Source organism: Demequina silvatica (genome assembly GCF_000971215.1).
Taxonomy (GTDB): Bacteria; Actinomycetota; Actinomycetes; order Actinomycetales; family Demequinaceae; genus Demequina; species Demequina silvatica.
In genome coordinates, this window is the sequence record NZ_BBMA01000002.1 from 432994 (window position 1) to 452364 (window position 19371).

Genomic DNA, 19371 nt, shown 5'->3' on the forward strand with positions numbered 1-19371 from the left:
TTATCAAGCGATTACTAGCGTGTCGACATGTAGTAATCAGTTGATTACTCGCGACCGTCCCCGGGGAGGGAACATGTCCACCACCGCACGCCGGACGCCCGTGGGTCTCGTGATCCTCGCGGCCTCGATCCCGGCCTTCATGGCGAGCCTCGACAACCTCGTGGTCACCAACGCGCTGCCCGTCCTCGCGACAGACCTCGACGCGACCCTCGAGCAGCTCCAGTGGTTCATCAACGGCTACTCGCTCGCCTTCGCGAGCATGATCCTCATGGCGGTCGCGCTCGGCGACCGCTTCGGCCGCCGCCGCATCTTCGCGGGCGGCGTCACGCTGTTCACCTTCGCGTCCATCCTGTGCGCGCTCGCCCCGACAGCGGAGGCGCTCATCGCCGCGCGCGTGCTCCAGGGCATCGGCGGCGCGGCGCTCATGCCGCTGTCCCTCGCGATCCTCTCCACCAACGTCTCGGCACGCATGCGGCCGGTGGCGATCGGCATCTGGGGCGGCGTCGCCGGCCTGGGCGTCGCGGTCGGGCCGCTGATCGGCGGCGCGGTGGTCGAGGGCCTGTCCTGGCACGCGATCTTCTGGCTCAACGTCCCCGTGGGCGTGCTCGCGCTCGTGCTCATCCGCGCGTTCCTCACGGAGACCCGCGGCGCCGCCGCGCGCCTCGACCTGGTCGGGCTGGCGCTCGGCATGACGGCCGTGTTCGGCCTGGTCTTCGGGATCGTGCGGGGGAACGATGCGGGGTGGACCTCCGCACAGGTGCTCGCCGGGCTCGTGGGCGGGGCGGTCCTGCTGGCCGGCTTCCTCGCGTGGGAGCACCGCCGCCGCGACGCGGCGCTGCTGCCGCTGCGCCTGTTCCGCGACCGGTCCTTCTCCGTCGCCAACGCCGTGGGCCTGATGTTCTCCGTGGGCATCTTCGGCGCCGTGTTCATCCTCATCCAGTTCCTGCAGGTGGTGCAGGGCAGGTCGCCGCTCGAGGCGGGCGTCCTCACCATGCCGTGGACCATGGCGCCGCTGGTGGTGGCCCCCCTCACGGGCCTGGTGGCACCCCGCGTGGGCACCCGCACCCTCATCACGGCCGGCGTCGCGTTCCAGGCCGCCGGGCTCGCGTGGATCGGCACGGTCCTGGACCCCGACGTCGCGTACGCCACCCTGGTGCCCGGGTTCGTGGCGTGCGGCGTGGGCATGGGCCTGGTGTTCGCGCCCCTCGCGACGGCGGTCCTCGCCCGCATGCGCGACGAGGACCACGCGAAGGCCTCCGGCACCAACGCGACCGTCAGGGAGATCGGCGTCGCGCTCGGCATCGCCGTGCTCACCGCGGTGTTCACCGGCATGGGCGGGGAGCTCACCCCGACCGGCTACACGGACGCCGCGCAGACGGCGGTCCTGTGGGGCGCGGCGATCCTCGCCGTCACCACCGCGGTCGCGACGCTGCTGCCGTCGCGGCGCGCCGAGCTCGCCGACGCGGCCGCCGTCGAGCCCACCCGGGAGGTGCTCGTCGCGGCCTGACCGTCACGCCCGCGAGCGCGGGAGGCCGCCCCTCGTCACCACGGCGAGGGGCGGCCCTCGTCGCGCGTCGCGTCGTCGGGCAGGTGCGGCAGCTCGCCGCCGCCAGCGCGGATGCAGAACCAGCGCATCGGCTCGGGGCTGTCGGGCACGCAACGCCACGTCCGCCACACACCCTGCCCCACGCGCACCGCGGTGCCAGGCCCCACGTCCACGATGTCGCCGTCGAGCGCCATCTGTCCCTGACCGGCGAGGAAGACGTAGAGCTCCTCGATGTCGCGATGGGTGTGCCAGTAGCCGGCCTCCTCGCCCGGGACGAACGCGTTGGCCGTCATCCCGATGTACTGCATCGCCAGCTCGTGGTCCACCACGCGGCGCCCGTCGCGCTGCGTGTGCGGCTGGAATCCGCCGTGGTGGTCGCGCCAGCCGTCGAGCGCGCCCATCTCCAGCACCTGGTAATCGCCCATCCGGCGATGCTAGCCCTCGGCGTGCGTGTACAGCCGCTGCAGCTCCTCGAAGTGCGCATCCGAGTCGACCTGCGCCGGCTCCTCGCCCGCGAGGTGCTGCTCGAGCCGGTCCAGGTGCCAGTGCCAGCCGGCGGCGAAGTCGGGATTGTTCGGATCCGGGGCGACGTGGTCGAAGGTGAGCAGCGTGCCGTGGTGCGAGTCCGCGATCGCGATCCGCACGTGCCACCGCCCGCCGTAGCCCTCCCACGCGTACTCGAGGGCGTGCGGCTCGTCCCACGCGAGCACCTCGCCGTCGCCGCCCGAGGACATGGTCACGGCGCCGCCCTCGCGCGGCTCGAACTCGGTCCGGTACGCCCACGCCGCGGTCCGGTCGGGGTGGGTGAGCGCCTGCCAGACCTCGGCCGGCGGGTGCGCGAGCGTGCGCTCGAAGCGCAGGTAGTCGCCGTCGTCCGGGGACAGGACGCGCCCCTCGCTGGCAGGGTCGATCTGGTCCGGGTCCATCCCTCCAGTCTCCACGCTTCCCCCGTTCCTGCCACCCGAGCGGTAGCGTGCCAGCGTGACGGGGGACGATGCGGCGGCCCGGCTTCGCGCGGCCGGCAGCGTGTTCGCGGAGGACGAGGCGACGCTCATCCGCGAGGCGGCGGACGGCGATGACGCGCGCCTCGAGGCCATGCTCGCGCGCCGGATCGCGGGCGACCCGCTCGAGCAGGTGGTGGGATGGGTCGCGTTCGCGGGCCTGCGGATCCCGGTGGCGCCGGGGATGTTCGTGCCGCGCCGCCGCACGGAGCTGGTCGCGCGGCTTGCCTCCGCTGCGGCCCCTCCGGACGGCGTGGTGGTGGACCTGTGCTGCGGCGTCGGGGCGATCGCCGTCGCGGTCGCCGCGGCCCGCCCCGACGTGACCGTGGTGGCGGCGGACGTGGACCCGGCCGCCGTCGCCCTGGCGGCCGCGAGCCTCGCCCCGTACCGCGCATCGTCCCTGGTGTCCGACGTGGACGCCGCGCTGCGCCACCTCGACGGCACGGTCGACGTGCTCGCCGCCTGCCCGCCCTACGTCCCCACCGCCGCGATCCCCCTGATGCCGCGCGAGGCCCGCGACCACGAGCCGCGCCGAGCGCTCGACGGCGGCCCCGACGGGGCGAGGTTGCAGCGCGCGGTGCTCGCCGCATCGTCCCGCCTGCTGCGACCGGGAGGGACGGTGGTGGTCGAGACGAGCGAGGCCCTCATCGGGCTCACCGCGGAGGCGGCGGCCGACGAGGGCCTCGTGGTGCGCGTCGAGCGGGACGAGGAGCTCGGCGCCGTGGTCGTGGTCGGGCGGCGCTAGGCGTTCACCAGCTCGGACTCGAGACGCGCGTAGCTGGCCTCCATGCCGTCGGTCATGCCGGTCGCGAGCACGATGTCGCGCAGCTCCGCGTTCGGGTACGTGATGAGCAGGCTGAGCAGCGTGCCGCCCTCCTCGCGGGGGGTGAGGGTGAGCTCGTTGGTGGTGCCGGGGCCCTCCATGCCGATCATCCGCTCGGTGGTGACCTCGCGGTACGGCGGCTCGGACTCGAGCAGCTCGCCCTCGAAGCCGAAGGACGGGGCGCCGTCGGCGGGGCCGCCGGGGACGGGCGCCCACTCGTTGCGGTAGGAGTCGCCGACGTTCTGGGCGACGATCGCGGTGGGCATCTCCCAGCCGTCGGGGCCCAGGAGCCAGCGCTTCATCAGCTCGGGCTCGTGGTGGGCGCGCCAGATCTGCTCGGCGGTGCCGCGGATGACTCGCGACACGCGGACCTGGGTGTCGGACAGGATCTGAGAGACCACGCCGCGGCCGGCGGCGAACGCCTCGAGGTCCGCGAGGACGGCGTCGATCTGACCCATCGCGAGAGTCATGCCCTCCTCCATGCCCATGCCGAGCAGCTGCTCGAGCTCCTCGGCGGAGTTGAACCACGTGGTGGTGACCAGGCGCGAGCCCTCGGGGGTCTCCTCGAAGGCGAAGATCATGCGCATGTGAGGCAGGTCGTGGTTGGGCGTGCCGTCCTCGCGCGCGAAGCCGTCGCGCACCTCGAACGATCGCGGCGCGTCCACGGCGAGGAACTCCCAGTAGCCGGCGGAGACGTCGCCGTCGGGGCCGTGCATCTCGTACTGCGAGCGGCCGCCGGCTGCCATGTCGTGGCGGAGGAACGTGGCGGGGTACGTGGGCGGACCCCAGAAGCGCTCGATCTGACGCGGGTCCGCGTAGGCGTCCCAGAGGCGCTGGACGGGGACCGCGAAGTCGGCGGTCACCGTCATGGTGAGGGCCTCGGGGTCCTTGGTGACGGAGGTGATGGGCATGGCCTACTCCTGTTCGGGGACGGGTGTCGGTGCTGAAGTCGGTGCCGGCGTTGCTGCCGGCGGGGTCGCGAGCGGGGCGGCGAGCAGCGCGTCGAGCGCGTCGATGCGCGCGCGCCACAGCCGCTCGTAGCGGTCCAGCAGGTGCTGGACGCGTCGGATGGCGTCGGGGTTGCCGCGGACCAGTCGTTCGCGGCCGTGGTGGTGCTTGGTCACGAGTCCCGCCCTCTCGAGCACCGCGACGTGCTTCTGCACGGCCGCGAAGGACATGTCGTAGCGATCCGCGAGAGCGCTGACGGACTGCTCCCCGGTGAGGACGCGCTCGACGATGTCGCGGCGCGTCGCGTCGGCCAAGGCCCGGAAGATCCGGTCCACCTCGGCGTCGGACAGGTCAGTTTCTACAACCATTTGGTTGTACGTTAACCCCGTATCCGCGCGGGCGCAAGTGCTCTCGTCTCCCGGTCCGGGCGGGACGCTCACCGTGCTTTTCTGCGCTGCTGTGCACCGGGTGGGACAGCAGCCCGGTGCGCGGTCAGCGAGCCTCGGTATGCTTTTGTCATACCACGCGGGGTCGGGAGGAACCATGCCGGTGCGCAAGGTCGCCGTGACGTTGCCCGAGGAGCTGTTCGAGATTGTCGAGCGCGCCAGGGCAGTGGAGCACCGCACCCGGTCGGAGGTGATCCAGGAGGCGTTGCGGACGCACTTCGGCGAGGCCGTCTACGTCCCCACCGAGCAGGAGCGGCAACTGCTGGTCGCTGCGCTCGACGAGGCCGGCGAGCATCCCGCCGGGGACCACGACTGGGCGCAGGTCCGCGCTGAGCTGCACCGCGAGCGGTGACGATCCGGCTCACGGAGCGCGCCGTAGGCGATCTGACCGAGGCGCGCGACCACTACCGCGCGGTCGACCGGGATCTCGAGCGACGCTTCCTCGACCGGCTCGATCGCGCGATGGATCGGCTCGTGATGTTCCCCAACGGCGCGCCGCCGGTCGACGGCCTGCCCGGGGTGCGACGCGCGCGCATCCGCGAGTTCCCTTACGGACTCTTCTACCGCCTCGACGCGGGAGACATCCTGATCCTCCGGGTGCTGCACACCCGACGGGACACGCCCGGCGTCGACTGAACCGGGCGGGACGCTCACCGTGCTTTTCTGCGCTGCCGCGCGCCGGGCGGGACAGCCGCCCGGCGCGCGCGGGTCAGTGAGGTGGGCGCGCGCTCAGCGCGCCACCCAAGCGCTCAGCGCGCCTCGAGCACGTCCACGGTGAACACCAGCGTCGAGCCGGCGGGGATGGGGCCCATCGGGCGGAAGCCGTAGCCCGACTCCGGCGGCACCACGAGCAGCAGCTTCGAGCCGACCGGCTGGCCCACGATCCCGTCGACCCAGCCGTCGATGAGCGAGCCGTACGCGATCGGGAAGGAGATGGACTCGCCGCGGTCCCACGACGAGTCGAACTTCGCGCCGTCCCACAGCCAGCCGCTGTAGTGCACGGTGATGTGCTGACCCTCGGTCACGGCGGGACCGTCGCCGGCCTCGTGGACCTCGACCACGAGCCCCTCGGGCTTCTCCGCACCGGTGAAGTCGATGCTGGGCGCGCCGTTCGCGTCGCGGGTGATGGTGGGCAGCGTCATGGTGGCTCCTGGGGTCGAGGGCTGTCCCCGCCAGCCTAGGGCGGCGCGGGCCGGCCGGGTGCCGCGAGCGGTGAGCGCCTGTCCCGCCCGGAGCACGGACCGCCTGAAAAGCACGGTGAGCGTCCCGCAGCACGGCGGGGCCGCGCGACGCCGGGGCCGCACGGCGCCGCGGCGGCAACACCCCCTCGCCCGCGCATACCCCCCTCGGGTACCGTCGGTGCCACGTACACCGAGGTGCGAGGAGGCCCGCATGCCCGCCTGGAGGATCCGCGACGCTCACGCCGAGGACCTCGAGGCCGTGGTGCGCCTGTGGGAGAGGTCTCGCGCGGCGGGGGTCGAGCCGGTCTACGCGCTCGCGGAGGTGCTGACGTCCGCGACCGAGGACATCGCGGTGGTCGCCACCGCGCAGGACCTGATCGTGGGTGCCGCGGTCGCGCGCCGGGCGCACAACCAGGCGTGGGTGGTATTCCACGGCGTGGACGATGCGTGGCATGGGTTGGGCATAGGCCCCGGGCTTCTGCGGGCGGTCGAGACGCGAGTGGCCGAGGCGGGCCCGAGCACGCTCTCGGCCCTGGTCCCGGGCGAGCAGACGCATCTGGACGCGTTCCGCGACGCCGGCTTCGAGGAGAAGAAGGCGGTCAGGTACCTCGAGAGGCGCATCCGGGTGCAGCGCGAGGAGATGGTGCTGCTCGAGGAGCTGGGCGGGCGCGTGCTGCCGCGCGGGCTTTGGGACGGCGTCGCGGGCATGCGCCATGAGAAGGACCTCATCGAGCGGCGCCTGGTGCTGCCGCTGGCGGAGCCGGCCCTGGCGGACCGCTTCGGGGTGGCGCCGCCGCGCGCGGTGGTGATGTTCGGCCCGCCCGGCACGGGCAAGACCACGTTCGCGAAGGCGATCGCGTCCCGCCTCGACTGGTCCTTCGTCGAGGTGTTCCCCTCGCGGCTCGCGGCGGACCCGGCGGGGCTCGCCGGAGCCCTGCGCGACACGTTCCACCGCATCGCGGAGCTCGAGCACGCGGTGGTGCTGATCGACGAGGTCGAGGAGATCGCCTCGCACCGCCGCGGCGACCCGCCCTCGCCGCTGCAGGGCGTCACCAACGAGCTGCTCAAGCTCATCCCCGCGTTCCGCGAGCGCCCCGACCGCCTGCTGGTGTGCGCGACCAACTTCATCCGCTCGCTCGACAGCGCGTTCCTGCGCCACGGACGCTTCGACTACGTCATCCCGATCGGCCTGCCCGATGCGGAGGCGCGCGCCGCGATCTGGGCCCGGTTCCTGCCCCCGGCCGCCGCACAGTCCGTCGACGTCGACGCCGTGGTGGCCGCGAGCGACGGCTTCACGCCCGCCGACATCGAGTTCGCCGCCAGGCGTGCGAACCAGGCGGCGCTCGAGGCGGCCGTGGACGGCGGCGACGGGGCGGGCCCGTCGACGGAGCACTACCTCGCGGCCGTCGCGGCCACGCGCGCCACCGTGTCCGCGCAGGTCGCGGGCGAGTTCGCGGAGGACATCGAGACCTTCGGGCGCGTGTAGGCGGGGTTGCCTAGGCTGGGCCCATGACCGATCACCTCGACCACCTGCGCCGCGCGATCGCCGTCTCGCAGGCCGCACGCGACCACGGCAACCACCCGTTCGGCGCGGTGCTCGTGGACGGCGACGGGCGCATCGTCCTCGAGGCCGAGAACACCGTGGTGACCCACCGCGACGCGACAGGTCACGCCGAGACCAACCTGGTGCGGCTCGCCTCGAACCAGCTCGACGCGGACGAGCTCGCCGCCTGTACCCTGGTCACCAGCTGCGAGCCGTGCGCGATGTGCTCCGGTGCGATCTACTGGTCCGGGATCGGCGCCGTGGTCTACGGCCTCGCTGAGACGGGGCTGCTCGCCCTCACCGGCGCCCACGAGGACAACCCCACGCTGAGCCTGCCGTGCCGCGAGGTGCTGGGCGCCGGATCGCGCCGCATCGCGGTCACCGGGCCCCTGCTCGAGGATGAGGCCGCTGCGCCCCACCAGGGGTTCTGGGCGTGACCCACGCCTGGACCGCACTCCGGCGCCCCGTCACGCTCGCGATCGCGGCCGCCCTCGCGGCGACCGGCCTCACGCTCGCCCCCGCCGCCCCCGCGGCCACGGCCGCCACGGACACCTGCTTCGGCGCCGAAGCGATGGCCTACAAGGCGAGCTGCACCACCGACTGGACCGCCGCGCTCACCCCGTCGCCGGCGAAGGCCCGCGCCGACCTGCCGGACTTCAACGCGGACAGGTGCCGCACCACGCGCTTCAGCCCGACGCTCAAGAGCTGCACGTTCGGCGATCCGAAGGGGAAGGTGAAGGTCGCTCTCGTGGGCGACTCGCACGCCGCGCACTGGTTCCCCGCCGTGAAGATCCTGGCGAACCAGAACGGCTGGGACCTCACCATCCACCTCAAGCAGTCGTGCCCGTGGAACGTCGAGGCGCAGACGTGGACCGGCACCAAGCTGCGCGAGAGCTGCGCGACGTGGAACGCGAGCGTGCAGCAGCGCCTGCTCCGCGACAAGCCGACCCTGATCCTCACGTCCGCGATCTACGGCAGCGCCTACGGCGAGGGCGCCGCGGCCAAGGAGGCCGCAGTGGACGGCTACGCGAGGACCTGGCGTGCGCTGGCGCGGGCCGGCTCGCGCGTGATCCCCATCATCGACAACCCGGTCGCGAGCACGCAGGCGCTCGAGTGCCTGGTGAAGAACGAGCCCGCGGTCCGCAAGTGCGGCACGCCGCGCGACGTCGCGTTCGCCCGGCCCAACATGCTCGGGCTCGCGGCGGCTCGTGTCAAGGCCGTCACCCCGGCGAACCTTTCGCGCATGTTCTGCACCGAGACCCGCTGCCCTGCGGCGATCGGCTCCGTGGTGGTCTACCGCAACGAGAACCACCTCACCAAGACGTTCTCCCGGACCCTCGCGCCGTACCTCGAGCGCCGGATCCCCGACCGCTTCCTCGCGGCGCCCTAGGCTCGGCCCGTGAACATCGCCGCCTCCGTGGTCCTGGTCCTGGTGGCCGGGCTCGCGTCCCAGCTGCTCGCCGCCCGCCTGCGCATCCCCGCGATCGTGGTCCTCATCGCGGTCGGGCTCACGCTCGGACCCTTCACCGGGTGGGTCACGGTGGACCTCGAGCCCGACGAGCTGTCCGAGCTGATCGGTCTCGGCGTCGCGGTCATCCTGTTCGAGGGCGGGATGAGCCTGCGCTTCTCGGAGTTCCGCCGCGTGGGCAGGGGGATCGGCCGCCTCACCATCTTCGGGCCGCCCGTCGCGATGGCGCTCACCGCCGGCGCGGCGCACTGGGTGGGCGACTTCGACTGGCCCGTCTCGCTGGTGCTCGGCGCGATCCTCGTGGTGACGGGACCCACGGTGATCGCGCCCCTGCTGCGTCAGGCGGGCCTGCGGCGCGACTCCGCGGCGCTGCTCAAGTGGGAGGGGATCGTCAACGACCCCATCGGCGTCACGCTCGCGTTCCTCACGTTCCAGCTGTTCGCGCTGTCCGACGACGGCGCCGCCTCCGTGCTGGGCGGCCTCATGTTCGCGATCATCGTGGGCGGCGGCATGGGCGCCGGCGTGGGCCTGCTCATGGGCGTGGCCTTCCGCCGCGGCTGGGTGCCCGGCCACCTCAAGTCGCCGCTGCTGCTGGTCGCGGTGCTCCTGGTCGCGGGCCTGGGCAACCGCATGCAGGACGAGACGGGCCTGCTCGCGGTCACCGCGATGGGCTTGGTGCTGGGCAACATGCGCCTCGCCGAACGCGAGCAGCTGCTCCACTTCAAGGAGGGGCTCACCGTGGTGCTGGTGAGCTCGCTGTTCATCGTCATCCCGGCCACGCTCACCGCCGAGGACCTGCGCGAGCTGGACCTGCGCATCGTCGCCTTCGTGCTCGTCCTGATGTTCGTGGTCCGCCCCATCACCATCGCCCTGGTCACGCTGCGCTCCGACGTGCCCAAGCCGGACCGGATCCTGCTGGGGTGGATCGCGCCGCGCGGCATCGTGGCCGCCGCGACAGCGGGATCGTTCGGCCCGGCGATGGAGGCCGCGGGCTACCCCGACGGCGCCCAGCTGGTGCCCACGGTGTTCCTGGTCATCATCGTCACGGTGGTCGCGCACGGCTTCACGCTCGCGCCGCTCGCGCGCCGGCTCGGGCTCACCATGGGACCGCGCAACGGCCTGCTGCTGGTGGGCGCGTCGCGGTTCGGGCTCGAGCTCGCGGAGGCGCTGCGCCGGCTCGGTGTCAGGACCACCATCGCGGACGGCCGCTACCAGAGCCTCCAGCCCGCCCGCATGGCCGGCGTCCCCACCTACTTCGGCGAGGTGCTGTCCGAGCACGCCGACGAGACCCTCGAGGAGGCCGGCGTCAGCCACGTGCTCGCGGCCACCGACAACGACTACTACAACGCGCTGGTGGCCCGCAGCCTCGGCACGGAGTACGGCTTCCACCGGTCGTTCCAGGTCGCGCCCGCGGAGGGCACGGGCGAGCGCCGCGCGCTCACGTTCGAGCGCCGCGCCTCGTACGCGTTCGACGGCAGCACCGACCTGGCCGGGCTCGACGCGCATGTCGCGGACGGCTGGCGCATCCACGCGACGCACCTCACGCGCGAGTACGGCAGGCGCGAGCTCGCGCAGCGGCTCGGCGGCGACGCCGACGTCATCCCGCTGGGCACCGTCGACCCCGCCGGCGCGCTGCGCCTCATCTCCCCCGACCAGCGCTTCATCCCGCCCAAGGGCTCGACGGTGCTCTACCTGGGTCCCGCGAAGGCACGCACCGCCACGGCGGCGGTGCCCGTGGTGGACGATGCGGCGGTCGAGGGCGGCGCGACGCCGTAGGGGCGCCGGCGGTCGCCGGGAGGCGCCGCCGGTCTACCGTGCGGCGGAGCCGTCGAACTCCTCGATCAGCTCCAGCTCGCGCGCGCGCGACAGCCCCGCGAGACCCGGCCGGTCGAGCCCGAGCGACCTCTCCTCGGTCAGCACGTCGCGCACCGTCTCGATGAGGGGGCGGCGCACGCCTCCCGTCGCGAGGAACCGCTCGCCGGAGTGGTAGCCGATCCGTGCCGGCTCGCCCTGGTCGGGCACCCACAGCGGCAGCGAGCCCGGCCCCTTCCAGGGGCGCACGCCGCGCGCGAGCAGCCACTCGGCGGGCGGTCGCACCATGCGCCCGTGCGCGCCCGCCACCTCGCGCATGAGCTCGATGAGATCCAGGCCCTCGCGCCGGTCGCCCACCGCGTTGACCGGGCCCGCGAGGCCGGCCTCGATCGCCTCGAGCATCCAGGCCACCAGGTCCCGCACGTCGATCACCTGCACGGGATGGGCCGGCGGGGAGGGCACCAGCATGGGCTCGTCGCCCGCCTGCGCCGCGCGCCGCGGCCAGTACGCGAACCGCTCGGTCGGGTCGCCGGGGCCCACGATCACGCCCGCACGCACCAGCAGCGCGTCGGGATGCGCGGCGAGCGTGTCGAGCTCGCAGCGCACCTTCGCGGCGTCGTACCGGGAGCCGTCCACCTGCTCGTCGACGCCGGCGGGCTCGCGCAGCGGCGCGTCCTCGGCGACGAGCGCGCGCGACGGCGCGTAGGCCGCCACGGAGGACACGTAGGTCCAGTGCAGGGCGCGGCCCGCGAGCGCCTCGGCGGCCTCGCGGACGTGGCGGGGCTGCCAACTCACCTCGACCACCGCGTCCCATTCGCGGTCGGCGACGTCGGCGTAGCAGCCCGCCAGCTCGCGGTCGGCGATCACCAGCTCCGCGCCGGGCGCGACCACGCCGGACGCGCCGCGCGCGAGGCACGTGACGTCCCAGCCGCGCGCGATCGCCTGCGCGGCGATCTCGCGGCCGAGCCACGCGGTTCCACCCAGGACCAGCAGAGAAGGCATGCGGCCAGGCTAGCGGGAGGGCGTGCGACCAGGGACGGAGCCGTTCAGCCCGCGGCGTCCCAGTCGTAGAACGGCCGCACCTCGAGCACGCCCTCGCGCGCCATGGGGTGGTCGAGCGCGACCGCGATCGCGTCCTCGAGCGACGCGCACTCGAGGATGTCGAGGCCGGCGATGGCGCCGTGCGCGGGGTGGAGCGGCCCGGGCTCGACGGTCGCGCCGCCGGCGCGGATCCGCACCACGCGCGACTCGGACGCGTCGGCGAGGCGGTCGCCCCACACGCGGGCGCCCGTCGCGTCGTGCGTCGCGACCCACGTCTCGATCGCGTCGTCGGGCGGCGGGTCCGCCGGGTCGACCAGCTCCTCGACGCACACCAGCAGCAGGTATCTCATGCCAGGCCTCCCCGCGCGGGCACGCGGGGCCCGACCCCCGCATCGTCCCACCGCGACCGCGCCCGCGCGCGGCGGGGCGGCGGCCGCTACCCGAGCCGCGTGTCCGCGACGGGGGCGCCGGGCCGCACCTCCCAGGCGCGCGTCGGGGCGATCGCGTCGACGAACGCCGCGTCATGGCTCACCACCAGCAGCGCGCCGCGGTAGCCCGCGAGCGCCTCGATCAGCTGCGCCTGCGAGTCGAGGTCGAGGCTGTTGGTGGGCTCGTCGAGGACCAGGAGCTGCGGCTCGGGCCGCGCGAGGAGCACGCACGCGAGGAACGCGCGGAACCGCTCCCCGCCCGACAGGGTCGCGACCGCAGCGTCGGCGGAGGCGCCGCGGAACCGGAACCTCCCCAGCAGGTCGCGCACCTCCTGAGGGCCCGCGCCGGGCGCCCGGCCGCGGACGTTGTCGAGCACCGAGGCGGGCTCGTCGAGCCCCACCAGCCGTTGCGGCAGCACGCCCGCCGGCACCGCCAGCCGCGCCCCGCCCGCGACCGCGGGGAGCTCGCCCAGCAGCGTCGACACCAGGGTCGACTTGCCCGCGCCGTTGCGGCCGGTGACGTGGATCCGCTCCGGTCCGCGCACCAGCGCGTCGAGCGTCGCGCCGGTGCGCGTGACCAGCCCCGCCGCCTCGAGCACCAGCCGCCGCTCGGGCACGGCGGTGCCGGGGAGGTCCACGCGGATGGTCCGGTCGCGGGGCAGGGCGGCGCGGGCCTCCGCGAGCCGCGCGCGGGCGCTGCTCAGCCGCTCCTCGTGGATGCCGCGGACGCGCGCGTCGGTGCGCTCCGCCTGGTGCCGCTTGGCGTCCGCGGCAAGCCCGACCACGCGCCGGTCCGCGCGCGCCTTCTCGCCGGCGCGGCGCTTGCGTCCCGCGGCGTCGGCGTGGGCCGCGAGCGCCCGGGACTGGCGCGCCACCTGCGAGGACGCGGCGGACACGTCGCGCGCGAGCGCGTCCCTCTCGGCCGCGATCGCGCGCTCGAGCACCTCGAGGGCGCCGCCGTGCCAGCGGGCCTCGACGGTACGGTCGTCGCGCTCGCGCAGCTCCACGATCCGGTCGACCCGCGCGAGCAGCTCGCGGTCGTGGCTCACCACCAGGGTGGCGCCGTCGCGCGCGGCCAGCCGTCCGGCGAGCGCCGCCCGTGCCTCGCGGTCGAGGTTGTTGGTGGGCTCGTCGAGGATGAGCAGGTCGGGGCCGTCGAGCAGCGCCCCGGCGATCGCGAGCAGCACCGCCTCGCCGCCGCTGAGGCTGCCCACGGTGCGGTCCAGGTCCGCCGGCAGGCCGAGCGAGTCGAGCATCGCGGTGGCGCGCTCCTCGACCCCCCAATCGTCGGTGAGCGCGTCGAAGCACGCGGGGTCGACGGACCCGGCCTCGATGGCGCGCAGCGCGTCCACGCGGGACGCGACGCCGAGGGCGTCCGCGACTGTCGCGCCGAGCGCCAGCGTCACCGTCTGGGGCACGTAGGCCCACGTCGGCGGGCGTGTGACAGCGCCCGCGGCGGGGCCGAGCTCGCCCACGGCGAGCCGGATCAGCGTCGACTTGCCGATCCCGTTGCGGCCGGTCAGCGCCGTGAGGCCAGGCGGCAGGGTGAGGTCGAGGTCGGTGAACAGCGCGCGGCCGTCGGGCCACGCGAAGGACACGTGAGAGAAGGAGAGGGCGTGCATAGGGAGCTCCGCAGGGGTCTGGAAGGTGCGTGACCGTGGCCAGACTCGTGGTCCGGCGTCCCTACAGCTCCAACGTTCCTCCTCGACGCCGGCCCTCGCGGCGCGCTCGTGCCAGGGTACGCGGCGCATCGTCCCGCCGCCAGCGAGGGACGCTGCGCGGGCCGGGCGGGCGCGCGGGCGTAGGGTGGCGGAGGCGCCAGTACCGACGCGACGCCGCGGAACAACCGCCCGCGTCAGCCGGTTGAACAGGTGGCATGTCACAAACCTTCGCCTCGCTGCGCTTCTTCAACTATCGCCTGTGGTTCGCGGGCGCCCTCGTGTCCAACGTGGGGACCTGGATGCAGCGGGTCGCGCAGGACTGGCTGGTGCTCACCGTGCTGACGCCGGAGTCCGGTGTGGCCGTGGGAATCACCACCGCGCTGCAGTTCGCGCCGTTCCTGTTCCTGTCCGCGTGGGCGGGCGTGCTCGCGGACCGGGTGGACCACCGCAAGCTGCTCATCTGGACGCAGGTGGGGCAGGGCGCGATGGGGCTGGGGCTGGGCCTCCTCACGGTGCTGGGCCACGTCGAGCTGTGGCACGTGTACGCGTTCGCTCTCGGCCTGGGCGTGGTGTCCGCGATCGACGGCCCCGCGCGGCAGACCTTCGTGTCCGACCTGGTGCCCACCGGCTCGCTGCCCAACGCCGTCGCGCTCAACAGCGCCTCCTTCAACGCCGCCCGGCTCATCGGGCCGGCGGTCGCGGGGCTGCTCATCGCCGCGGTCGGCACCGGCTGGGTGTTCCTGATCAACGCGGCGACGTTCGGCGCCACCATCGCCGCGCTCATGGCCATGCGGCTGGGCGAGCTGCACCACCAGGAGCGCGCCCCGCGCGGCCGCGGCCAGGTGCGCGAAGGGGTCCGCTACATCCGGCGCAGGCCCGACATCGTGGTGATCCTCGTGGTGGTGGGCACCGTCGCGGCGCTGGGACTGAACTTCCAGCTGACGAGCGCCATGATGGCCGCCACCGAGTTCGGCAAGGGGCCGGGCGAGTACGGCATCCTCGGCTCGATCACCGCGATCGGCTCGCTCACGGGCGCGCTGCTGGCAGCCCGCCGCAAGCGTCCGCGCCTGCGGCTCGTGGTGGGCGCGGCGTTCGCCTTCGGGGTCGCGGCGGGCCTCATGGCGATCGCGCCGTCCTACTGGCTGTACGCGCTCAGCTGCATCCCGGTCGGCTTCACGGCGCTCACCATGATCACGTCCGCGAACGCCGCGGTGCAGACCACCACCACCCCGCTCATGCGCGGCCGGGTGATGGCGCTGTACATGATGATCTTCCTGGGCGGCACGCCCATCGGGTCGCCCGTGGTCGGGTGGATCGGCGAGCACTGGGGGCCGCGCTGGGCGATCGGCGTGGGCGCGATCACCGCGATCCTGGTCTCGCTGGGCGCGGCCGCATGGGTGGTCCGGGACTCCCGCCTCACGCTCAGCTACCAGCTGTCGCGGCCGTTCGTGCGCGTGCGCTACCCCACCGCGGTCGAGGAGGAGCGCGAGCGCCGCGCGGAGGCCGCCGAGGACATCCTGGCCCAGCAGCTGGCGGACCGTTCCGCTCAGCGGTGACCCCCGCATCGTCCCTCCCGCGACCGCGTCGCGGCGACTCCCAGCGAACTCACCGGTGCCACCGCCACCGCCGCCCGCCATACTGGGCCCAGGAGGTGGACCGATGGACCACGTGACCGAGTACAGCGGCGACTACATCGACTCGTGCCGGTGGCGCATCGAGGCGGAGGTGGCGGCGTTCGACCTGCTGCGCAGCCAGGCGCCCGGCGACGGCTCGATGGACTCGGCGATCCAGGACATCGAGGACGAGTACTTCGTCGCCGTCGCGAGCCAGCTCGAGGGCATGTTCGCCGACCGCAGCCGCGACGCCGAGGGCGAGGAGCCGGGGCCGTTGCAGGAGATGCGCGCCGTGGTGGAGTCGCTCAACGGGAACGGAGGGCGCTTCGACCCGCCGGAGGGCGCCGGGCTCGACGCGGACACCACGGTGCTCGAGCTGGACGCGGGTGACCCGATCAGGCTCGACCGGGAGTCCTTCCAGGACCTCGCCGACGCGTTCTTCGACGCGATCGAGGACCACTTCAGCGAGGAGTCGTAGGGCCTCAGGCCAGCCCGGTGCCCTCGGTGAGCGGGGCGACCATCATCCAGCGGATGCCGTAGCGGTCCTCGAAGGACGCGAACAGCTGTCCCCAGAACATGGGCGTGGGCTCCATCTCGATGTCCGCGCCGGCGGACAGCCGTCCCCAGATGTCGCGCAGGTCGTCCTCGTCGTCGAGCTCGAGGTTGATGGAGATCGCGTTGCCGTTGACCAGCACGTGGCCCATCGACGGCACGATGTCGGTGCCGTGGATCAGGTGCCCGCCCACGGTCTCGAGCGCGACGTGCATGACCCGGTCGGCCTCCTCGTCCGACAGCGGGGGCACGCCGGGCGGCTGCGGGACCTCGCCGATGCGCTGCAGCGGGGCTGCGAAGTCGCCGCCGAACACCTCGCGGTAGAAGCCGAAGGCCTCCTCGCACGTGCCGTCGAAGTTGAGGTAGGTGGAGACGGTCGCCATGGTTCCTCCCGGGCTCGCGGCGCGGCCGTCGCGCCACCGGCCAGCGTATGTCCCGCGGGGACGATGCGCGCGGCGGCGACCACCGCATCGTCCCCCGGGGCGTCAGCGGGCCACGTACGGGAAGGCGACGTCGCAGACCGGGTCGTCCATCCCCGCCGCGAGCACGTCGGTGAAGTAGACCTCGCGCGACGGCAGGTCCTCGACCATCTCGCCGTGCGCGAGCACCCAGCTCGCGACCGCGTCGTAGGCCTCGAGGATCGCGGGGAACCCGTTCTGCGCGCGGGTCAGGGTGGCGAAGGCCTCTTGGTGGGCCGGCTCGAGCCGGATCGAGATGCCGGGCACCGGCGGCGCCCCGTCCGCGACCACCACGCACACCTCGACGAGGGCGCTCTGGTCGGGGGTGACGGAGCCGTGGTAGATCGCGTAGGTCGGATGCTCGGACGTGGTGTCGAGCGGCCGCAGTCCCGGATGGGCGGCGGCGTAGTCGAACAGGCGGACGAAGGCGCTCATGACGAAGTCATCCAGCTCGGGCTGGTAGACCTCGCGGGCGATGACGGCGAGCGTGCGCTCGGGCACGGTGCGGGTGGTGATGTCCATGGCGGGTTCTCCCTGGTGATGCAGCTGATGGCCGATGTACCGGGCGAGCCCTCGTCGCTGCTCGTGCCGCCGCTCCTGCGCGACCCACCACGCGTCGAACGCCGGTGCCGCGTCCGCGTGAGGTCCGTCGAGGATCTCGCGGATCACGGGGAGCGGCACGTCGATGCGTCGCATGGTGCCGATCAGGGTCGCGCGGCGGATCTGATCGGGCGAGTAGAAGCGGTACGAGCTGACGGGGTCGACCCGCACGGGGGTGAGGAGGCCCTGGTCGTCGTAGTGCCGCAGCGCCTTGACGGACAGGCGGCTCAGCGCGGCCAGCTGGCCGATGCTGAGAAGCTCTCCCGAGTGCATGCCGCCAGCATCGACCCTCCCCTCATGGGAGGGTCAAGCGACGCGCCCGAACACCTCGTCTGCGAGGCAGGACGCGTCGCCCGCCGTGGTGTCCCGTCCGCTCAGCCCTCGACGCGGCGCTGCTGGTCGACGTGCTCGTCGCGCACCTCGGTGTGCGTGGTGTGCGAGCGCTGGCGGTTCGCGACCAGCGACACGATGAGGGCGATCACGCCCGCCGCGATGCAGATGTAGCCGACCATCGCGAGGTCGACGCCGTCGATCGCGTCGTCGACCGCGAAGGCCGCGATCGCGCCGACGACGATGAGGAAGATGCCGGTACCGAGTGCCATGATGCGTTCCCTGCTCTCCGGCGGGCCGTTCCGTCGGACCGGGACCTCCGGCCGAGGGCGTCTGTCGCGATCCCGCCGCCAGGTGCAACGCACGTCTGCCAGGGACGATGCGCGGGAGACCGGGCGCTCGCCTCACCCTTTGCGGCGATTACCAGGGATGACGCGATTTCTCACAGACGGGAATAGGAGAGGCGCTGGGGCCCGCGCTTCAGTCGGCGTCCAGCCCGCCGATGACCTCGCATGCGCGCGTGTTGAGGGGTCGCAGCTCGCGGTCGCGCAGCATGACGGACTGGAGCAGCTCCTGGTCGCCCATGTCGATGACCAGCTGCGCGCTGGTGGGACCCTCGCCGGCGGGGCACGTGGCCGCGCCGAGCGAAAGGCGGACCGTCACCTCGCCGCCCGCGGGGAGGGCCACGTCGAGGCCCGCCGCGTCGAGGCGCTCGAAGTAGGGGGTGAAGACGGTGCCGCCGGCGATCACCACCGGCTGGTCCCACACGGACTCGAGCGTCACGTCGATCGACCGCGTCGCGAAGGAGTCCGTGGGCAGCTCCGCGACCGCGGCGGTCGCGAGCACGGGGTACTCGGGCGCGCCGGCGCAGCCCGCGAGCGCGGGAAGCACCAGCGCCGTCGCGGCGGCGAGGCGGATCACGGACGGGTGCGGCATGGCGCCATTGTGGCGCCTCCGCACGTCCGCCGGCATCCCGCCCTGCCGTGGTCCGTCATGATGGATCCATGCCGGAGATCATCACGCTCGAGAACCCGCACTGGCGCGTGGGGCTGGTGCCCGCCACGGGCGGCTCCGTCGCATACGGTCAGGTCCGGATCGGGAACGAGTGGGCCGACGTGCTGCGACCGACCTCGGCGGCGGACCTCTCCGTGGCGTCCGAGACCGCGTCCTACCCCCTGGTGCCGTGGTCGAACCGCATCCGGGAAGGCCGCCTCCTGTGGGACGGCGCGCCGTACGCGCTGCGCACCAACTGGCCCGACGGCACCGCCATCCACGGCACCGGCTGGGAGTATCCGTGGGAGGTGGTCGAGCACACCGGCGAGCGCGCCGTGCTCCGGTTCGACTCGCGCGACTTCTTCGGGGTGAACTGGCCCTGGGCCTTCGTCGCCCGCTTCACGTACGCGCTCGACGGGGACCGCTTCGAGTGGACCTACGCGATCGACAACGTCGACGAGGAGCCCTTCCCCGCAGGCTTCGGCCACCACCCGTTCCTGCTCAAGCGCGTGGCGGGCTCGGGCGAGGGCGTGCTCACGCTGCACTGCACGCGGGCGTACGCGCTCGAGAACCAGATGGCGGTCGCGGCCGCCGGCGCGATCCCGGCGCACGCGGACTTCTCCGCCGGCCGGCCCATCGGCGACACCTTCGTCGACGACTGCCTCACCGGCCGGACGGGCGAGGTCCTCGCGACCGTCGAGTACCCCGGCGCGCTGTCGCTCGATGTGACCGCGGACCCCCTGCTCTCGCACGCCGTGCTGTACGTCCCCCCGGGCAAGGACTTCTTCGCGCTCGAGCCGGTGTCGCACGCCAACGACGCGTTCACGCTGCAGGCGCAGGGCGTCGGGGGCACCGGCCTGGTCACGCTGGACCCGGGCGCCACCGTCGAGGCGGGGTTCGCCATCGCCGCGACCGCGCAGCGCTGAC

Annotated in this window: 23 protein-coding genes; 11 read left to right on the forward strand and 12 right to left on the reverse strand. The window is 73.6% G+C overall.

The genetic code is table 11. The features are described 5' to 3' along the window. Positions 1-73 precede the first annotated feature (73 nt). Positions 74-1507: a DHA2 family efflux MFS transporter permease subunit gene (locus AOM05_RS02080; protein WP_082097186.1), complete on the forward strand. Its 1434-nt coding sequence runs from the start codon at positions 74-76 to the stop codon at positions 1505-1507. Between the two features lie 35 nt (positions 1508-1542). Here AOM05_RS02080 and AOM05_RS02085 read toward each other — a convergent pair whose 3' ends face one another. Continuing rightward, positions 1543-1971: a cupin domain-containing protein gene (locus tag AOM05_RS02085; RefSeq protein ID WP_062519016.1), complete on the reverse strand. Its 429-nt coding sequence runs from the start codon at positions 1969-1971 to the stop codon at positions 1543-1545. Positions 1972-1980: 9 nt separating this feature from the next. After that, positions 1981-2472 (reverse strand): SRPBCC family protein, encoded by a 492-nt coding sequence (locus AOM05_RS02090; protein ID WP_062519017.1) that lies wholly within the window; start codon positions 2470-2472, stop codon positions 1981-1983. Positions 2473-2527: 55 nt separating this feature from the next. On the opposite strand from AOM05_RS02090, the gene AOM05_RS02095 reads away from it, so the two are divergent. Continuing rightward, positions 2528-3292 (forward strand): putative protein N(5)-glutamine methyltransferase, encoded by a 765-nt coding sequence (locus tag AOM05_RS02095; protein WP_062519019.1) that lies wholly within the window; start codon positions 2528-2530, stop codon positions 3290-3292. Here the strand turns inward: AOM05_RS02095 and AOM05_RS02100 are convergent. Next, the gene (locus AOM05_RS02100) at positions 3289-4281 is read right to left on the reverse strand and encodes an SRPBCC family protein (RefSeq protein ID WP_062519021.1); all 993 of its coding nucleotides are present in this window, start codon (positions 4279-4281) and stop codon (positions 3289-3291) included. The genes AOM05_RS02095 and AOM05_RS02100 overlap by 4 nt on opposite strands. Positions 4282-4284: 3 nt before the next feature. After that, on the reverse strand, positions 4285-4686 hold the full coding sequence (locus AOM05_RS02105; RefSeq protein ID WP_062519023.1) for an ArsR/SmtB family transcription factor: 402 nt from the start codon (positions 4684-4686) through the stop codon (positions 4285-4287). A gap of 175 nt (positions 4687-4861) precedes the next feature. Here AOM05_RS02105 and AOM05_RS14375 point away from each other — a divergent pair, with 175 nt between their 5' ends. Beyond that, the gene (locus AOM05_RS14375) at positions 4862-5116 is read left to right on the forward strand and encodes a ribbon-helix-helix protein, CopG family (RefSeq protein ID WP_062519026.1); all 255 of its coding nucleotides are present in this window, start codon (positions 4862-4864) and stop codon (positions 5114-5116) included. Then, positions 5113-5400, forward strand: coding sequence for a type II toxin-antitoxin system RelE/ParE family toxin (locus tag AOM05_RS02115; protein ID WP_062519029.1), 288 nt, complete (start codon positions 5113-5115; stop codon positions 5398-5400). Before AOM05_RS14375 ends, AOM05_RS02115 begins: the two co-directional genes overlap by 4 nt. A 113-nt stretch (positions 5401-5513) precedes the next feature. Here the strand turns inward: AOM05_RS02115 and AOM05_RS14110 are convergent, their stop codons facing one another. Next, positions 5514-5906 (reverse strand): FKBP-type peptidyl-prolyl cis-trans isomerase, encoded by a 393-nt coding sequence (locus AOM05_RS14110; RefSeq protein ID WP_062519031.1) that lies wholly within the window; start codon positions 5904-5906, stop codon positions 5514-5516. Between the two features lie 250 nt (positions 5907-6156). On the opposite strand from AOM05_RS14110, the gene AOM05_RS02125 reads away from it, so the two are divergent. The 4 genes from AOM05_RS02125 to AOM05_RS02140 are packed head-to-tail and all read left to right on the forward strand — an operon-like array spanning position 6157 to position 10732. Next, on the forward strand, positions 6157-7431 hold the full coding sequence (locus tag AOM05_RS02125) for an ATP-binding protein (RefSeq protein WP_062519033.1): 1275 nt from the start codon (positions 6157-6159) through the stop codon (positions 7429-7431). A 23-nt stretch (positions 7432-7454) separates the two neighbouring features. Next, positions 7455-7925 (forward strand): nucleoside deaminase, encoded by a 471-nt coding sequence (locus AOM05_RS02130; protein ID WP_062519035.1) that lies wholly within the window; start codon positions 7455-7457, stop codon positions 7923-7925. Further along, a complete protein-coding gene (locus tag AOM05_RS02135; RefSeq protein WP_062519037.1) occupies positions 7922-8878 on the forward strand; it encodes an SGNH hydrolase domain-containing protein in 957 nt (318 codons plus the stop codon). Before AOM05_RS02130 ends, AOM05_RS02135 begins: the two co-directional genes overlap by 4 nt. A gap of 9 nt (positions 8879-8887) precedes the next feature. Continuing rightward, positions 8888-10732, forward strand: a complete 1845-nt coding sequence (locus AOM05_RS02140; RefSeq protein ID WP_062519039.1) for a cation:proton antiporter — start codon at positions 8888-8890, stop codon at positions 10730-10732. Positions 10733-10765: 33 nt separating this feature from the next. On the opposite strand, the gene AOM05_RS02145 is transcribed toward AOM05_RS02140, so the two are convergent. From AOM05_RS02145 to AOM05_RS02155, 3 genes are all read right to left on the reverse strand, one after another. Further along, the gene (locus tag AOM05_RS02145; RefSeq protein ID WP_062519041.1) at positions 10766-11770 is read right to left on the reverse strand and encodes an NAD-dependent epimerase/dehydratase family protein; all 1005 of its coding nucleotides are present in this window, start codon (positions 11768-11770) and stop codon (positions 10766-10768) included. 44 nt (positions 11771-11814) lie between these two features. Beyond that, positions 11815-12159 (reverse strand): YciI family protein, encoded by a 345-nt coding sequence (locus AOM05_RS02150; RefSeq protein ID WP_062519043.1) that lies wholly within the window; start codon positions 12157-12159, stop codon positions 11815-11817. An 86-nt stretch (positions 12160-12245) separates the two neighbouring features. After that, positions 12246-13859 (reverse strand): ABC-F family ATP-binding cassette domain-containing protein, encoded by a 1614-nt coding sequence (locus tag AOM05_RS02155; RefSeq protein WP_062519045.1) that lies wholly within the window; start codon positions 13857-13859, stop codon positions 12246-12248. A 254-nt stretch (positions 13860-14113) separates the two neighbouring features. On the opposite strand from AOM05_RS02155, the gene AOM05_RS02160 reads away from it, so the two are divergent. Then, positions 14114-15454 (forward strand): MFS transporter, encoded by a 1341-nt coding sequence (locus tag AOM05_RS02160; protein WP_062519047.1) that lies wholly within the window; start codon positions 14114-14116, stop codon positions 15452-15454. Between the two features lie 103 nt (positions 15455-15557). Continuing rightward, positions 15558-15989, forward strand: a complete 432-nt coding sequence (locus AOM05_RS02165; protein ID WP_062519049.1) for a hypothetical protein — start codon at positions 15558-15560, stop codon at positions 15987-15989. A gap of 4 nt (positions 15990-15993) precedes the next feature. Here the strand turns inward: AOM05_RS02165 and AOM05_RS02170 are convergent, their stop codons facing one another. The 4 genes from AOM05_RS02170 to AOM05_RS02185 form a co-directional block, all read right to left on the reverse strand. Continuing rightward, positions 15994-16446, reverse strand: a complete 453-nt coding sequence (locus AOM05_RS02170) for a VOC family protein (protein WP_062519051.1) — start codon at positions 16444-16446, stop codon at positions 15994-15996. A gap of 102 nt (positions 16447-16548) precedes the next feature. After that, on the reverse strand, positions 16549-17394 hold the full coding sequence (locus tag AOM05_RS02175; protein ID WP_062519053.1) for a MerR family transcriptional regulator: 846 nt from the start codon (positions 17392-17394) through the stop codon (positions 16549-16551). Between the two features lie 101 nt (positions 17395-17495). After that, on the reverse strand, positions 17496-17723 hold the full coding sequence (locus AOM05_RS02180) for a DUF6458 family protein (protein ID WP_062290096.1): 228 nt from the start codon (positions 17721-17723) through the stop codon (positions 17496-17498). Positions 17724-17931: 208 nt separating this feature from the next. Further along, complete coding sequence (locus AOM05_RS02185; RefSeq protein ID WP_062519056.1) at positions 17932-18387, reverse strand: hypothetical protein; 456 nt, start codon at positions 18385-18387, stop codon at positions 17932-17934. A gap of 68 nt (positions 18388-18455) precedes the next feature. Here AOM05_RS02185 and AOM05_RS02190 point away from each other — a divergent pair, with 68 nt between their 5' ends. Continuing rightward, positions 18456-19370 carry an aldose epimerase family protein gene (locus AOM05_RS02190; protein WP_062519058.1) on the forward strand — a complete coding sequence of 305 codons (915 nt, stop codon included), beginning with the start codon at positions 18456-18458 and terminating at the stop codon, positions 19368-19370. The last annotated feature ends 1 nt before the right edge of the window (position 19371 follow it).

Coding starts and splice junctions, on each gene's coding strand:
- AOM05_RS02080 (WP_082097186.1), top strand. CDS start 74: ATGTCCACCACCGCACGCCGGACGCCCGTGGGTCTCGTGATCCTCGCG.
- AOM05_RS02085 (WP_062519016.1), bottom strand. CDS start 1,971: ATGGGCGATTACCAGGTGCTGGAGATGGGCGCGCTCGACGGCTGGCGC.
- AOM05_RS02090 (WP_062519017.1), bottom strand. CDS start 2,472: ATGGACCCGGACCAGATCGACCCTGCCAGCGAGGGGCGCGTCCTGTCC.
- AOM05_RS02100 (WP_062519021.1), bottom strand. CDS start 4,281: ATGCCCATCACCTCCGTCACCAAGGACCCCGAGGCCCTCACCATGACG.
- AOM05_RS02105 (WP_062519023.1), bottom strand. CDS start 4,686: ATGGTTGTAGAAACTGACCTGTCCGACGCCGAGGTGGACCGGATCTTC.
- AOM05_RS14375 (WP_062519026.1), top strand. CDS start 4,862: ATGCCGGTGCGCAAGGTCGCCGTGACGTTGCCCGAGGAGCTGTTCGAG.
- AOM05_RS14110 (WP_062519031.1), bottom strand. CDS start 5,906: ATGACGCTGCCCACCATCACCCGCGACGCGAACGGCGCGCCCAGCATC.
- AOM05_RS02125 (WP_062519033.1), top strand. CDS start 6,157: ATGCCCGCCTGGAGGATCCGCGACGCTCACGCCGAGGACCTCGAGGCC.
- AOM05_RS02130 (WP_062519035.1), top strand. CDS start 7,455: ATGACCGATCACCTCGACCACCTGCGCCGCGCGATCGCCGTCTCGCAG.
- AOM05_RS02145 (WP_062519041.1), bottom strand. CDS start 11,770: ATGCCTTCTCTGCTGGTCCTGGGTGGAACCGCGTGGCTCGGCCGCGAG.
- AOM05_RS02150 (WP_062519043.1), bottom strand. CDS start 12,159: ATGAGATACCTGCTGCTGGTGTGCGTCGAGGAGCTGGTCGACCCGGCG.
- AOM05_RS02155 (WP_062519045.1), bottom strand. CDS start 13,859: ATGCACGCCCTCTCCTTCTCTCACGTGTCCTTCGCGTGGCCCGACGGC.
- AOM05_RS02160 (WP_062519047.1), top strand. CDS start 14,114: ATGTCACAAACCTTCGCCTCGCTGCGCTTCTTCAACTATCGCCTGTGG.
- AOM05_RS02165 (WP_062519049.1), top strand. CDS start 15,558: ATGGACCACGTGACCGAGTACAGCGGCGACTACATCGACTCGTGCCGG.
- AOM05_RS02170 (WP_062519051.1), bottom strand. CDS start 16,446: ATGGCGACCGTCTCCACCTACCTCAACTTCGACGGCACGTGCGAGGAG.
- AOM05_RS02175 (WP_062519053.1), bottom strand. CDS start 17,394: ATGCACTCGGGAGAGCTTCTCAGCATCGGCCAGCTGGCCGCGCTGAGC.
- AOM05_RS02180 (WP_062290096.1), bottom strand. CDS start 17,723: ATGGCACTCGGTACCGGCATCTTCCTCATCGTCGTCGGCGCGATCGCG.
- AOM05_RS02185 (WP_062519056.1), bottom strand. CDS start 18,387: ATGCCGCACCCGTCCGTGATCCGCCTCGCCGCCGCGACGGCGCTGGTG.
- AOM05_RS02190 (WP_062519058.1), top strand. CDS start 18,456: ATGCCGGAGATCATCACGCTCGAGAACCCGCACTGGCGCGTGGGGCTG.